The organism is Klebsiella sp. C349492 (genome assembly GCF_042055345.1).
Classification (GTDB): Bacteria; Pseudomonadota; Gammaproteobacteria; order Enterobacterales; family Enterobacteriaceae; genus Klebsiella; species Klebsiella scottii.
In genome coordinates, this window is sequence record NZ_JANQCE010000005.1 from 387,871 (window position 1) to 403,408 (window position 15,538).

Sequence of the window (15,538 nt, forward strand, 5' to 3'; positions counted from 1 at the left end):
ATTCCCCCGGTCGCGCGATGCTTACCGGGGAAAAACAACTGCCGACAGCATCAGTACAGCCTGTTCTCCCGCATAAACCCTTCTCCGCCGAGCTGACGCATCTGACGTAAGATCCACGCCTGTCGACTGCGAACATAGCCCGACGGCGCATCCGCGCGAAAGCGGATCGGATTAGGCAATACGGCAGCCAGCAGCGCCGCTTCCGCAGGCGTCAACCTGCTTGCCGGCTTATGGAAGTAGCGCTGTGACGCAGCTTCAACGCCAAACGTCCCCTCGCCAAACTCCGCGATATTCAGATAAACGGTGAGGATGCGTTTTTTACTCCATACCGTTTCTATCCCTACCGTCAGACCGGCCTCCAGCCCCTTACGCAGCCAGCTGCGACCATCCCATAAAAACAAGTTTTTGGCCGTCTGCTGCGACAGGGTCGACGCGCCGCGAACGCGGTTTTCATTACGTTCATTATGCGCCAGCGCTTTTTCTATCGCCGGCACATCAAAGCCCCAATGATCGGGGAACTTTTGGTCCTCAGCCGCCATCACCGCCAGCCCCATCCACGGCGATATCTCATCCATCCCCACCCAATCGGAGTGGGCGACATAATGAAAATTACCGCTCAGCCAGGCGCCGACCTGCCGCTCCAGCATTACCGCCGAGAAAGGCACCGGCAGCACGCTAAACAGCGCTATACCGCCGCCCCAAAAGGCGGCGGCAACCAGCAGCACGCGCAGCAGCCCACGCTTTACCATCCGCAGCGGTGAAAAGCGGGTCTTCATGCCGTAAGAACCAGCACGCGCGCCACCAGTTTCTCAATCCCGCTCGCCGCTTCGGCTATATTCTGCGCCAGCATATAGGCCGGCGTGGTCACGACTTTATTCTCTTCATCAACCACAATGTCATCTACCGGACAGGGCACATGCTCGGCCCCCATATCTTCCAGCGCTTCGGCGGTATCCAGATCGGTGCCAATGGTTACCCGCAGCGGAGCGGGCAGGATTTTTGGCAGCAGCGCCGGCGCGATGCAGATAAAGCCCAGCGGTTTACCGGCCCGATGCATAGCCTGCGTCAGCGCCTTCAGCTCGTCGTCCACGGTACATTCACCGCCCTGCGAGGCGAAGCTGCTGAGGTTTTTCGCGGCGCCAAATCCGCCGGGAACAATCAGCGCATCGAGATCATCGGCCCGGGCGTCGGACAGCGGCTGGATCTCACCGCGGGCGATACGCGCCGCTTCAACCAGCACGTTGCGGCTTTCGGACTGGAGCTCGCCGGTCAGATGGTTGATAACATCCGTTTGCGCTTTATCAGGAGCAAAGCACACCGCCTGGGCGCCGCCGCGAGCAATCGCCAGCAGGGTAATAACCGCCTCATGAATTTCCGTGCCGTCATAGACACCGCAGCCGCTTAATACGACACCAATCTTTTTCATCACCCCAGCTCCTTAGTGCAAACTTGCTGAAACCAGTCAAAAATTTTGATTTACCCGCATTGCTTCACATATTTGACTGATTCATGTAACAAATAATTTAAGGTTTGCTATCTTAATCAGCGAGCAAACCAAATCCTCGGGTTGCGCCCTGTAAAAAATATCTCTAAAAATTGTGGCGCAACGACCAGTTCCCTGGTGTTGGCGCAGTGTTCGCGCACCCCGGTTTATCCGGGGTCATTTTTTATCTGCCGCCGCAACCCACGCCTTCAGCACGGCCACATCGTTCTGCCACTCCGATTTCATCTCTTCAACCCATTCACCAACGTTATCTGACCACGCGGGCAGATCCGGCGTCTGAATCTGCTGTCCAAGCTGCTGAATGTGGCGCAGGCCGATAGAGCCCGCGGCGCCCTTAATCTTATGGCCTTCATCGACAATCCCTTTCTGGTCGCGGGCGGTGAGGTTGGACTCCAGCACCGCCAGATAGCCCGGCATCATCTTCTCGAAAACCGCCAGACCGTCGTTGATAAGCTTCGGCCCCACCAGCTCGATATACTGCTCCAGCATCGGAATATCCAGCACCGACGCCGATTTCGCGATATCAGCGGCCGGCGCCTCATCCTGGTCATCGTCCGGCGAATCCCAGAACTTTTTGATAATTGCGGTTAGCGCCGGGACCGACAGCGGTTTACTCAGCACATCATCCATGCCGGCATCCAGGTACTCTTTCTTGTCCTTCAGGACGTTGGCCGTGAGCGCCACCAGCGGCGGCAGCTCGTCGGCGGCAAAGCGCTGCTTCAGGTGGCGCGAAATATCGAGGCCGGTCATGTCCGGTAGCTGAATATCCAGCAGCACCAGGTCATATTCACCGGGTTCGAACATCTCCAGCGCGGCTTTGCCGGTCATCGCCACATCGACGCTGTTGCCCAGCTTTTCCAGCACCGAGCGGGCGACAATCACGTTAAGCTCAATATCCTCAACCAGCAGCACGTTCAGCGCCGGGAGCGGCATTTCATCGTCCGCCAGCGTGTCTTCAACTTCCTCCGCTACCGCAGGCGCATGCACGGTTAAGGTAAAGGTTGCGCCCTGCCCCGGCTGGCTGGTGACGTTGATGTCGCCGCCCATATTGCGCGCCAGCCGGCGCGACACCGCCAGGCCAATCCCGGTGCCGGTGGCAGGTTTCCCGCCGTGGCTATCCTTAACCTGGTAGTACATCGCGAAGATTTTATCCTGCTCCGCTTGCGGGATGCCGATACCGGAATCCTCAACCTCAAAGTGCAGAATATCGCCCTCATCGTAGCGAATACGTACGGTCACGTTGCCGCCCTGAGGGGTAAATTTGACCGCGTTACTGATGAGGTTCCACAGGATCTGCCGCAGGCGGGTACCGTCGGTTACCACCTTATGCGGCAGCGGAAGCGTCGGGTCCATCACAAAGCGCAGGCCTTTCTGCTGCGCCTGCAGGCCGGAGAGATTTTCGAGGTCGGCGAGGAAGCTGGTGAAGTCGACCGGCTGATTATCGAGCTGGACCTTACGCCGCTCCATCTTATCCATATCGATAATATCGTTGAAGATATTGCCCAGCGTCACCGCCGATACATGGATCGTTTTCAGATATTTTTCCTGCTCGCCGGTAAGTTCGGTATCCAGCAGGATGCGGCTGAGCCCCACGATGCCGTTAAGCGGCGTACGCAGCTCGTGGCTGATGGTTGAGATAAAGGTCGTCTTGTCGCGGCTGGCGCGCTCCAGAGCGTCCTGGTAGCGCTTACGTTCGGTAATATCGCGACCGAAGCCCATCAGGCCACGGCGTTTGCCGACGCGATCGTAGTAAGGAACCTTGCGGATTTCGAAGCAGGCCTTGCGCCCGTCCGGGTAATCCAGCCACTGTTCATAGGTCAGAGAGACGTTATGTCGGAATACCTTTTCATCCGTTTCCAGCACTTTCTCCGCCGCTTCCTCGTTATAGACATCCTGCGGCTTGAGGTGAATAAGCTGCTTCTCGCTTTTACCTGTCAGCAGCTCCATCGCCCGGTTACATCCGGAAAATTCTTTATCTTCATTGCGATAGAAAACAAGGTCCGGCGAGGCGTCGAGGAATGAGCGCAGGAAGGAGGACTGCTGTTCGAGCTGAATTTGCGTCTCTTCACGCTCTTTCATTTCGATCTTCAGCTGTTCCAGCGTCGTTTCGCGTTCCGCTTCCGCCTTCTCGCGCTCGCCAATCTCCTGATTGAGCTGCGCGATGTTGTCTTTGAGCTGCACGGTGAGCTTCAGATCCCGCTCGCGCATCTCCTCCAGCTTCTCCACCAGCCTCGAGAGGCGCTGTCGCGACTCCTCCAGCTGCTCAACCACCACCGACAGAAAGTAGACCGCCCACGGGGTAATCAGCAGGCCAAAGAAGATAGAGCGGATCACATCGATACTTTCAACCTGACCGTGCAGCACCATCGTAACGGCCATCTGTACCACAATCGCCAGCACCACCAGGGCCAGGGCTAACAGCATGGAAAAACGCACCAGACCTAGCTTCATCATCAGGTCAACATAGTACTGCGCCAGCATACGGATTTGCTTCATAAGGGATTCCTTCGCCACAACTGTGCACAATAATACCCAATTCTAAGCGAGGCGCCGTAAGTTGTGCGAAAAATGCCGATCCTCTTCATACTTCAGGCCGCAGCGGCGCGGGCTGCCGGCTGAATTATCCCCGGCGCCGCGCCATGTTCTGGCTTACACCGCGGGCGGGTTCCACGCGCGTCCCAGCGCCGAACCCTGCACGCCGTGTTGGTTCAGATAGCGATCCAGTTCGACCATCCCGGTCCAGCGGTTTTCGCACCACAGCGGCGCCAGCAGGGTTGGACGGCGGGCGCTGGCGGAGATTCGGTGATAAATCACCTCCGGCGGCGTATGGCGAATCATCTCTCCGGCGGTCACGGTATAGTCATCCAGCGCAATGCCGTTAAGACGCCCGGCTTGCCAGGCTTTCGCCATAATGCTGCCGGTGACAATATGCAGAGGATGCAGCTTGATGCCATCCACGCCGGTTCCGACAACCTGCTCCAGCGTTTGCAGGCAGTGGCTCTGCCCTTCGCCCGGAAGCCCGACAATCAAATGTGAACACACCTTTAGCCCGCGCGCTCTCGCCAGTCGGGTCGTGCGCTGATAGCAGGCAAAATCATGGCCGCGGTTAATCCGCCGCAGCGTTTTGTCGTGCGCCGTTTGCAGGCCCAGCTCCAGCCATACCTCGTAGCCCTGCTCCCGGTACTCCGTCAGCAGGTCCAGCACCGCTGCGGGGACACAATCCGGACGGGTGCCAACGCAGAGCCCGACAATATTGGCCTGGCTCACCGCCTGCTGATACATCCCGCGCAGCACCTGCACTTCAGCAAAGGTGCTGGTGTAGGCCTGAAAATAAGCCAGATAGCGCTTCGCGCGGTTAACCCGCTGCGCCTGAAGCGCCAGCTGCTCGGCAATCGAGCGGTGCTGCTGCTCTTCGTCGGCAAAAGAGGCGACATTGCAGAACGTACAGCCCCCTCTGCCGATGGTGCCATCGCGATTTGGGCAGCTAAATCCACCATGCAGCGTCAGTTTATGAACCTTTTCGCCATAGCGGCGCATAAGATCCCCACCAAACATATTGACTAATTTTTGTAACTGCATAATCTGATAGACCGGCCTGAAGAAAGGGGCCAAGCCTGCCATTTTTAGTCACCTACGGCGATGACCTGGATCAATCGTCAGAGTGGCCGCTCACCTCATTGCATAAACACTCAATATAACTGCAATTTCATTCACGATTTCTATGATGACTTTTGCTTATACTTAACCTCTGGTTTGCCATTATCTTCGCCGGGGTTAAAAACAGTGTTATTTCTGGCTCCAGAGATAATAAGCAGATAAATATTCTGCAATAAAAAGACACTTCAGCACAGATCGACAATGTTCCGCTATCGATATAGTGAGACAGATCACACTAGATTACGCTTCCCGGTACGTTTCAATAGCGTTAAAAACCCGTTAATATCTTTAATAATCATATCATTAAACACCTCATAGCACATTTTTGTATAAATAAGATTGCCATTTGACGTAAGTGTGGATTCCCGATAAGTTGGGAATCCGCTGGAAGCTTTCTGGATGAGCTCTCTGCTCATCATATTTATGCAGTAATTGAGATTCCCTCTTACAGCAAGTCCTCAAACTTGCGTACCGATGCGAAAAGGATTTAAAGAGGGCGAATGCGAGGTGCAAACCCCGTCGCCATGCTCTTTCTGTGCCCGTGCGCAATCGGTATCGGAGGGTGTCCCGTAGAGCCTGGGGAGGTTCACTGATATGTTGTACGATAAATCCCTTGAGAGGGATAACTGTGGTTTCGGCCTGATCGCCCACATAGAAGGCGAACCTAGCCACAAGGTAGTGCGTACCGCTATACACGCACTGGCCCGAATGCAGCACCGCGGCGCGATTCTTGCCGATGGTAAAACCGGCGACGGTTGTGGCTTGCTGCTGCAAAAACCCGATCGTTTCTTCCGTATCGTTGCGGAAGAACGCGGCTGGCGTTTAGCCAAAAATTACGCCGTTGGGATGCTGTTCCTTAATAAAGATCCTGAACTGGCTGCTGCCTCGCGCCGCATCGTAGAAGAAGAACTGCAACGTGAAACCCTGTCTATCGTCGGCTGGCGCGAAGTGCCAACCAACGAAGGGGTTCTCGGTGAAATCGCCCTCTCCTCGCTGCCCCGTATCGAACAAATTTTTGTTAACGCACCGGCAGGCTGGCGCCCGCGTGATATGGAACGTCGCCTGTTCATCGCGCGTCGTCGCCTTGAAAAACGCCTGCAGGATGATAAAGATTTTTACGTTTGCAGCCTGTCGAACCTGGTGAATATCTATAAAGGTCTGTGTATGCCGGCGGATTTGCCGCGCTTCTATCTGGACCTTGCGGACCTGCGTCTGGAATCGGCAATCTGCCTGTTCCACCAGCGCTTTTCCACCAACACCGTGCCGCGCTGGCCGCTGGCGCAGCCGTTCCGCTACCTGGCGCACAACGGCGAAATCAACACCATCACCGGCAACCGCCAGTGGGCACGCGCGCGTACCTATAAGTTCCAGACCCCGCTGATCCCCGATTTGCACGATGCCGCACCGTTCGTCAACGAAACGGGCTCGGACTCCAGCTCGATGGATAACATGCTGGAACTGCTGCTGGCAGGCGGGATGGATATCGTTCGCGCGATGCGCCTGCTCGTTCCGCCGGCCTGGCAGAACAACCCGGATATGGATCCGGAACTGCGCGCGTTCTTCGACTTTAACTCCATGCATATGGAGCCGTGGGACGGCCCGGCGGGCATCGTCATGTCCGATGGGCGCTACGCTGCCTGTAACCTCGACCGTAACGGTCTGCGCCCGGCGCGCTACGTCATCACCAAAGATAAGCTGATCACCTGCGCTTCCGAAGTGGGCATCTGGGATTATCAGCCTGACGAAGTGGTTGAGAAAGGCCGCGTTGGCCCTGGCGAACTGATGGTTATCGATACCCGCGGTGGCCGTATTCTGCACTCGGCGGAAACCGACGACGACCTGAAAAGCCGCCACCCTTACAAAGAGTGGATGGAGAAAAACGTTCGTCGCCTCGTGCCGTTCGAAGACCTGCCTGACGAAGACGTTGGCAGCCGCCAGCTGGATGACGATACGCTCGCCAGCTATCAGAAACAGTTTAACTACAGCGCTGAAGAGCTGGATTCCGTGCTGCGCGTGCTGGGCGAGAACGGCCAGGAAGCCGTCGGCTCCATGGGCGACGACACGCCGTTCGCCGTGCTCTCAAGCCAGCCGCGTATTATTTACGACTACTTCCGCCAGCAGTTCGCGCAGGTGACTAACCCGCCGATCGACCCGCTGCGTGAAGCGCACGTGATGTCTCTGGCCACCAGCATTGGCCGCGAAATGAACGTCTTCTGCGAAGCGGAAGGCCAGGCGCACCGCCTGAGCTTCAAATCGCCAATCCTGCTGTACTCTGATTTCAAACAGCTCACGACCATGAAAGAGGAGCACTATCGCGCCGATACCCTGGATATCACCTTTAACGCCGCGGAAACCACCCTGGCCGAGACGGTGAAGGCGCTGTGCGACAAAGCGGAACAGATGGTACGCAACGGTACCGTACTGCTGGTGCTTTCGGATCGTAACATTGCCAAAGATCGCCTGCCGGTACCGGCGCCAATGGCGGTCGGCGCCATCCAGACTCGTCTGGTCGATAAGAGCCTGCGCTGCGATGCCAACATCATTGTTGAAACCGCCAGCGCCCGCGACCCGCACCACTTCGCGGTACTGTTGGGCTTCGGCGCAACGGCTATCTATCCGTATCTGGCCTATGAAACGCTGGCAAGACTGGTCGATAGCAAAGCCATCGATAAAGATTACCGCACGGTGATGCTGAACTACCGTAACGGCATCAACAAAGGTCTGTACAAGATCATGTCGAAGATGGGTATTTCGACCATCGCGTCCTATCGCTGCTCGAAGCTGTTTGAAGCCGTTGGCCTGCATCGCGAAGTTTCCGATCTCTGCTTCCTCGGCGTAGTCAGCCGTATCGGCGGCGCAGGCTTCGACGACTTCCAGCAGGACCTGCTGAATCTGTCGAAACGCGCCTGGCTGGTACGCAAACCGCTGGGCCAGGGCGGTCTGCTGAAATACGTTCACGGCGGCGAATACCACGCCTATAACCCGGACGTCGTACGCACGCTGCAGCAGGCGGTCCAGAGCGGTGAATACCACGATTACCTGCAGTATTCGCAGCTGGTCAACGAGCGCCCGGCCGCAACCCTGCGCGATCTGCTGGCGCTGAATCCTGGCGATGAAGCGATCGATATCGCGCACGTTGAGTCGGCAAAAGAGCTGTACAAACGCTTCGATACCGCAGCCATGTCTATCGGCGCATTAAGCCCGGAAGCGCATGAATCGCTGGCGGAAGCGATGAACAGCATCGGCGGCTTCTCCAACTCCGGCGAAGGCGGTGAAGATCCGGCGCGCTACGGCACCAACAAAGTGTCGCGCATCAAGCAGGTTGCTTCCGGCCGCTTCGGCGTCACGCCGGCTTACCTGGTTAACGCCGACGTTATTCAGATTAAAGTCGCTCAGGGCGCAAAACCGGGCGAAGGTGGCCAGTTGCCGGGTGATAAAGTCACTCCGTACATTGCCAAACTGCGCTACTCGGTACCGGGCGTCACGCTGATTTCTCCGCCGCCGCATCACGATATCTACTCGATCGAAGATCTGGCGCAGCTGATTTTTGACCTGAAACAGGTCAATCCGAAAGCGATGATTTCAGTGAAGCTGGTCTCCGAGCCGGGCGTTGGCACCATCGCGACCGGCGTGGCGAAAGCCTATGCCGACCTTATCACCATCGCCGGCTATGACGGCGGTACCGGCGCCAGCCCGCTCTCTTCAGTGAAGTATGCGGGATGTCCGTGGGAGCTGGGCCTGGTGGAAACCCAGCAGGCGCTGGTTGCCAACGGCCTGCGGCATAAGATTCGCCTGCAGGTGGACGGCGGCCTGAAAACCGGCCTCGACATCATCAAAGCGGCGATTCTCGGTGCGGAAAGCTTCGGCTTCGGTACCGGGCCGATGGTGGCGTTGGGCTGCAAATATCTGCGTATTTGCCATCTGAACAACTGCGCAACCGGCGTAGCGACCCAGGATGACAAACTGCGTAAGAACCACTACCACGGCCTGCCGTTCAAAGTGACCAACTACTTTGAATTCATCGCCCGCGAAACCCGCGAGCTGATGGCACAGCTGGGCGTGAAGCGTCTGGTGGATCTGATCGGTCGTACCGATCTGCTGAAGGTGCTGGACGGCTTTACCGCGAAGCAGCAGAAGCTGGATCTGTCAAAACTGCTGGAGACCGCCGAGCCGCATGCGGGCAAAGCGCTGTACTGCACCGAGAACAACCCGCCGTTTGATAACGGCGTGCTGAACGCGCAGCTGCTGCAGCAGGCAAAACCGTTTGTTGACGGCAAGCAGAGCAAAACGTTCTGGTTTGATATCCGCAATACCGACCGCTCCGTTGGCGCTTCGCTGTCTGGCTACATTGCCCAGACTCACGGCGACCAGGGGCTGGCTGCCGACCCGATCACCGCCCACTTCAGCGGTACCGCGGGCCAGAGCTTCGGCGTGTGGAACGCCGGCGGCGTGGAGCTGCACCTGACCGGCGATGCGAACGACTACGTGGGTAAAGGTATGGCCGGCGGCCTGCTCGCCATTCGTCCTCCGGTAGGCTCAGCCTTCCGCAGCCATGAAGCGAGCATCATTGGCAATACCTGCCTGTACGGCGCGACCGGCGGTCGCCTGTACGCAGCAGGGCGCGCAGGTGAACGTTTTGCGGTACGTAACTCCGGCGCAATCACCGTCGTTGAAGGCATCGGCGATAACGGCTGTGAATACATGACCGGCGGCATCGTCTGCGTGATCGGTAAAACCGGCGTCAACTTTGGCGCAGGGATGACCGGCGGCTTCGCCTACGTGCTGGATGAAGCCGGCGACTTCCGCAAACGCGTGAATCAGGAGCTGGTGGAAGTACTGGACGTTGACTCTCTTGCTATCCACGAAGAGCATCTGCGTGGTTTGATTACCGAACACGTGCATCTGACCGGCTCGTCGCGCGGGGAAGAGATTCTGGCTAACTGGCCGGCCTTCTCGGCGAAGTTCGCGCTGGTTAAACCAAAGTCCAGCGATGTTAAAGCACTGTTGGGTCACCGTAGTCGTAGCGCAGCAGAGCTGCGTGTGCAGGCGCAGTAAGGAATTCAGATGAGCCAGAACGTATACCAGTTTATCGACTTACAGCGCGTTGATCCGCCAAAAAAGCCGCTGAAGATCCGTAAAATTGAATTTGTCGAGATTTACGAGCCGTTTTCAGAGGGCCAGGCTAAGGCGCAGGCAGACCGCTGCCTGTCCTGCGGCAACCCGTACTGTGAATGGAAATGCCCGGTTCACAACTACATCCCTAACTGGCTGAAGCTTGCCAATGAGGGTCGTATTTTTGAAGCGGCAGAGCTGTCGCATCAGACCAACACCCTTCCGGAAGTGTGCGGCCGCGTGTGCCCACAGGATCGCCTGTGTGAAGGTTCCTGTACGCTGAACGATGAGTTTGGCGCAGTGACCATCGGCAACATCGAGCGCTATATCAACGATAAAGCGTTCGAGATGGGCTGGCGTCCCGACCTTTCCGGCGTCAAGCCGGTCGGCAAAACGGTCGCCATCATTGGTGCGGGCCCGGCGGGCCTCGCCTGTGCTGACGTCCTGACCCGCAACGGCGTGAAGGCCGTGGTATTCGACCGCCATCCGGAAATCGGCGGCCTGCTGACCTTCGGCATTCCGGCATTTAAGCTGGAAAAAGAGGTCATGACCCGTCGCCGGGAAATTTTCACCGGCATGGGGATTGAATTCAAACTCAACGTTGAAGTGGGCCGTGACGTACAGCTCGACGATCTGCTGAAAGAGTACGATGCCGTGTTCCTCGGCGTAGGTACCTACCAGTCGATGCGCGGCGGACTGGAAAACGAAGATGCAAACGGCGTATATGATGCCCTGCCGTTCCTGATTGCCAACACCAAGCAGACGATGGGCTTTGGCGAAACGCCGGAGGAGCCGTACGTCAGCATGGAAGGCAAACGCGTCGTGGTTCTCGGCGGCGGCGACACCGCAATGGACTGCGTGCGTACCTCCATACGTCAGGGGGCAACTCACGTTATCTGCGCCTACCGTCGTGACGAAGAGAACATGCCGGGCTCCAAACGCGAAGTGAAAAACGCGCGTGAAGAGGGCGTTGAGTTCCAGTTCAACGTTCAGCCGCTGGGTGTTGAAGTGAATGCCAACGGTAAAGTGTGCGGCGTGAAGATGGCGCGCACCGAGATGGGCCAGCCGGATGCGAAGGGCCGCCGTCGGGCCGAAATCATTGCCGGTTCCGAGCACGTCATCCCGGTAGATGCGGTGGTTATGGCGTTTGGCTTCCGTCCGCACAGCATGGAATGGCTGGCGAAACACAGCGTTGAGCTCGACTCACAGGGCCGTATTATTGCCCCTGAAGGTAACGAAAACGCGTTCCAGACCAGCAACCCGAAGATCTTCGCCGGCGGCGATATCGTGCGCGGTTCTGACCTGGTGGTTACGGCGATTGCCGAAGGCCGCAAAGCGGCTGACGGGATCCTGAACTACCTGGAAGTGTAACGCCAGGGCCCGGATGAACAATCCATCCGGGCTCAGTAAACGACAAAGCCCGCTGGCTCTCGCCTGCGGGCTTTTTATTACGTGAGCAGTCAATGACCGCCGCAGCGGCGTCAAAAACAGAACAGACCCCGAAGGGTCTGTCATCTGCGATCGACGAGATGGGATTACTTCACGACGCGTAGCGCCGGTCGCCCACCGCGAGGCGGCGGCGTATCATCAGGGTCGTCCTCATGATTATCCGGCTTATCGCCGTCAATCACCGACATTACCGTTTCGTTCTCGTTGCTTAACGATGCTTCGTCATCATTCAGGCTGATGGCGTCCCCATCATAAGCCGCTTCCGGCTCGAACATGGTTCCCGCGCCGTTTTCACGCGCGTAGATAGCCAGTACGGCAGCCAGCGGAACGGAGACATTGCGCGGTACGCCGCCAAAGCGGGCGTTGAAGCGCACTTCATCGTTAGCCAGCTCCAGATTACCGACGGCGCGCGGAGCAATGTTGAGAACAATTTGTCCGTCGCGTGCATACTCCATCGGAACCATAACGTTCGGCAGAGTTACATCGACGACCAGATGCGGAGTCAGCTGGTTATCCAGCAGCCACTCATAGAACGCCCGTAGCAGGTACGGGCGACGCGGCGTTAGCTGCGATACATCCATCGGTTAGCCTCGACCGAGTCGCATTTCACGCTCGGGTTCAGTTAAGGAAGCCAGGAAGGAGTCACGTTCAAATACGCGGGTCATATAGCCCTTGAGCTCCTTCGCACCGGCACCAATCACTTCTACGCCGAGTACCGGTAAACGCCACAGCAGCGGTGCAAGGTAGCAATCGACCAGGCTGAACTCGTCGCTCAGGAAATATGGCTTCTGGGTGAAGACTGGCGCAATCGCCTGCAGCTCTTCACGCAGCTGCTTACGCGCGTTATCAGCCTGTGCGGCGGTGCCGGTCTGAATGGTATTCATCAGCGAATACCAGTCTTTTTCGATACGTTGCATGTACAGACGGCTTTCACCACGCGCCACCGGATAAACCGGCATTAACGGCGGATGTGGGAAACGCTCATCCAGATATTCCATAATGATGCGGGATTCCCACAGAGTGAGCTCACGATCCACCAGCGTCGGTACGCTTTGATTTGGGTTGAGGTCAATCAGATCCTGAGGTGGGTTATCCTTCTCCACGTGTTCTATCTCAAAACTAACACCTTTTTCTGCCAGCACGATGCGGACTTGGTGGCTATAGATGTCAGTAGGACCAGAAAACAGCGTCATTACCGAACGTTTGTTGGCAGCGACAGCCATGAAAACCTCCAGGTATATTCAGAATTTTGTACTGCTACCAGCCACGCATGGCTAGCCAGATGTAAAAACCCCATTCGCGGGAAGACATTCTCGTTTATGAAAGAAACAAAAAACGAACAATCACCAGCATTTGGGCAGAAAATTGGATGATAGTTTACCAGATCTTGACGACGTTGTGGTGAGGGGATTCTGGAAATGCTGAAAAAGTGGTAAGAATGGGTGACTTCGGCATGGAAAGCGACCGTTTTATCCATAAAAAAACCCGCCGAAGCGGGTTTTTTCGCAAATTGTTCTGCGTGAGCAGAAAACAATTAACGTTTGGAGAACTGAGGACGACGACGTGCTTTACGCAGACCGACTTTCTTACGTTCAACCTGACGAGCATCACGAGTAACGAAACCAGCTTTACGCAGTTCGCCACGCAGGGACTCATCATACTCCATCAGAGCGCGGGTGATACCGTGACGGATCGCACCAGCCTGACCAGAGATACCACCACCTTTAACGGTGATGTACAGATCCAGTTTCTCAACCATGTCGACCAGTTCCAGCGGCTGACGAACTACCATGCGGGCAGTTTCACGACCGAAGTACTGTTCCAGAGAACGTTGGTTGATAACGATTTTGCCGTTGCCCGGTTTGATGAAAACGCGAGCTGCGGAACTTTTGCGGCGACCAGTGCCGTAGTATTGATTTTCAGCCATTGCCTATAATCCCGATTAGATGTCAAGAACTTGCGGTTGCTGTGCCGCGTGGTTGTGCTCGTTACCCGCGTAAACTTTCAGTTTACGGTACATAGCACGACCCAGCGGGCCTTTTGGCAGCATGCCTTTAACCGCGATTTCAATCACACGCTCAGGACGGCGGGCAATCATCTCTTCAAAGGTCGCTTCTTTGATACCACCGATGTGGCCGGTGTGGTGGTAATACATTTTGTCTTCGCGCTTGTTGCCGGTTACAGCAACTTTTTCTGCGTTCAGAACGATGATGTAATCACCAGTATCTACGTGCGGAGTGTATTCCGCTTTATGCTTACCGCGCAGGCGACGAGCCAGTTCAGAAGCCAGACGGCCCAGAGTTTTACCGGTCGCGTCAACAACATACCAGTCGCGTTTTACGGTTTCTGGTTTAGCTGTAAAAGTTTTCATTAAAAGCTTACCCAAATAATAAGTTACACGTTGGTGAACACCCAAACGTTTAGTCAGTTGAGGTTCACACGACATTGTCCAGCAAACCTACCCCTTCGAATAGCCTATGCCGGCACATAGAAAGTTTTGGGAAAAAAACCTTCTCGTAACGTGGGGTCGCAAGATTATAGAGAAGTCACGAGTAAAGATCGACCCCTTTATGTGATTTGGCCTGGTTTTTTCGCGACCGGAGCGCGCCCTGGCGCATCCACGTCAACCCTCTCCCGCCGGGAGAGGGAGAAAGGCGCGTTACGGCATATGAGGGCGCTTTAAATACTCCTCGCTCTGCATTTCCTGCAGGCGTGACAGGCAGCGCTGGAACTCAAATTTCAGGCGTTCTCCCTGGTAGATTTCGTGCAGCGGCACCGCCGCGCTGACCGCCAGCTTAACGTGGCGCTCGTAGAATTCATCAACCAGCGCAATGAAACGCCGCGCCTCGCTCTCCAGCTGCGTCGTCATAACCGGAACATCAAAGAGCATAACGGTATGAAACAGGCGAGACAGCGCAATGTAGTCATGCTGGCTCCTCGCATCTACGCATAGCGTAGTGAACGACGCCGCCAGGGTCTGGTTCTCCACGCCGAGCGTGGGCAGGGAGCGGTGGTTAATCTCCAGCGTAGGCATCTGCTCGCGCTTAGCGCCGGCCAGCGCCAGCCACAGCTTATCCATCTGTTGCTGGGTCTGCGCGTTGAGCGGCGATAGCCAGAGGTGGGCCTGAGTGAGCGTACGTAAACGGTAATCAATGCCCGCATCGACGTTCATGATATCGCAATGCTGCTTGATCGCCTCGATAGCCGGCAGGAAACGGGCGCGCTGCAGGCCGTTACGGTACAGATCGTCCGGAGGAATATTCGAGGTCGCCACCAGCGTGATGCCGCGCGCAAACAGCGCCTTCATTAACCCGCCCAACAGCATGGCATCGGTAATGTCTGAAACAAAAAACTCATCAAAGCACAGCACATCGGTTTCCGCCTTAAAGCGGTCGGCAAGGATCTCCAGCGGGTCGCTGTGCCCCTGCAGCGCAATCAGCTCTTCATGAACGCGCAGCATAAAGCGGTGAAAGTGCAGGCGCTGCTTACGCTCGCCGGGCAGGCTCTGATAAAAGAGGTCCATCAGCCAGGTTTTACCGCGCCCCACGCCACCCCACATGTACAGGCCGCGGGCGGAGCCCGTTTCAGGCGCAGGCTCACGCTTGCCAAGCAGTTTGCCGAATTTCGCCCGCAGGCCGCCGCTTTGCGGCGTCGGCGCGGGTTTTGCCTGCAGTTCATGATAGATAGTATCAAGGCGGCTTACCGCTTCTTGCTGGACGTCGTCGGGCTGATGAGAGCCCTCTTTAAGAGCTAAAAGGTAACGCGATGTTGGGGACAGGCTTTGCATGATCTAATTGTTATTCCTTGAAAATCGTA

11 protein-coding genes are annotated in these 15,538 nt (G+C 56.6%); 2 read left to right on the forward strand and 9 right to left on the reverse strand.

Features of this window, described 5'->3' with window-relative positions; genetic code table 11:
• Positions 1-50 precede the first annotated feature (50 nt).
• The 4 genes from mtgA to NWP14_RS19735 form a co-directional block, all read right to left on the reverse strand.
• On the reverse strand, positions 51-776 hold the full coding sequence (gene mtgA / locus NWP14_RS19720; protein WP_095099940.1) for a monofunctional biosynthetic peptidoglycan transglycosylase: 726 nt from the start codon (positions 774-776) through the stop codon (positions 51-53).
• Positions 773-1,426, reverse strand: coding sequence for an isoprenoid biosynthesis glyoxalase ElbB (gene elbB, locus NWP14_RS19725; RefSeq protein WP_095099943.1), 654 nt, complete (start codon positions 1,424-1,426; stop codon positions 773-775). The genes mtgA and elbB overlap by 4 nt, the downstream gene beginning before the upstream one ends.
• Before the next feature lie 234 nt (positions 1,427-1,660).
• A complete protein-coding gene (arcB, locus tag NWP14_RS19730; protein ID WP_095099946.1) occupies positions 1,661-4,000 on the reverse strand; it encodes an aerobic respiration two-component sensor histidine kinase ArcB in 2,340 nt (779 codons plus the stop codon).
• Between the two features lie 153 nt (positions 4,001-4,153).
• On the reverse strand, positions 4,154-5,083 hold the full coding sequence (locus NWP14_RS19735; RefSeq protein WP_143350163.1) for a TIGR01212 family radical SAM protein: 930 nt from the start codon (positions 5,081-5,083) through the stop codon (positions 4,154-4,156).
• A gap of 672 nt (positions 5,084-5,755) precedes the next feature.
• Between NWP14_RS19735 and gltB the strand changes: the two genes are divergently transcribed.
• Both gltB and NWP14_RS19745 read left to right on the forward strand, forming a co-directional pair.
• Positions 5,756-10,216, forward strand: a complete 4,461-nt coding sequence (gltB, locus tag NWP14_RS19740; protein WP_095099955.1) for a glutamate synthase large subunit — start codon at positions 5,756-5,758, stop codon at positions 10,214-10,216.
• Positions 10,217-10,225: 9 nt separating this feature from the next.
• Positions 10,226-11,644, forward strand: a complete 1,419-nt coding sequence (locus tag NWP14_RS19745) for a glutamate synthase small subunit (protein ID WP_375215850.1) — start codon at positions 10,226-10,228, stop codon at positions 11,642-11,644.
• A 164-nt stretch (positions 11,645-11,808) separates the two neighbouring features.
• Here the strand turns inward: NWP14_RS19745 and sspB are convergent, their stop codons facing one another.
• The 5 genes from sspB to zapE form a co-directional block, all read right to left on the reverse strand.
• On the reverse strand, positions 11,809-12,303 hold the full coding sequence (sspB, locus tag NWP14_RS19750) for a ClpXP protease specificity-enhancing factor (protein WP_095099960.1): 495 nt from the start codon (positions 12,301-12,303) through the stop codon (positions 11,809-11,811).
• Positions 12,304-12,306: 3 nt separating this feature from the next.
• Positions 12,307-12,945, reverse strand: a complete 639-nt coding sequence (gene sspA / locus NWP14_RS19755; RefSeq protein WP_041147437.1) for a stringent starvation protein SspA — start codon at positions 12,943-12,945, stop codon at positions 12,307-12,309.
• 311 nt (positions 12,946-13,256) lie between these two features.
• The gene (rpsI, locus tag NWP14_RS19760) at positions 13,257-13,649 is read right to left on the reverse strand and encodes a 30S ribosomal protein S9 (protein ID WP_000829815.1); all 393 of its coding nucleotides are present in this window, start codon (positions 13,647-13,649) and stop codon (positions 13,257-13,259) included.
• A 15-nt stretch (positions 13,650-13,664) separates the two neighbouring features.
• Positions 13,665-14,093, reverse strand: a complete 429-nt coding sequence (gene rplM / locus NWP14_RS19765) for a 50S ribosomal protein L13 (protein WP_004868222.1) — start codon at positions 14,091-14,093, stop codon at positions 13,665-13,667.
• Between the two features lie 288 nt (positions 14,094-14,381).
• Entirely contained in the window at positions 14,382-15,509 is a 1,128-nt protein-coding gene (zapE, locus tag NWP14_RS19770) for a cell division protein ZapE (RefSeq protein ID WP_375215851.1), read from the reverse strand.
• Positions 15,510-15,538: the final 29 nt, after the last annotated feature.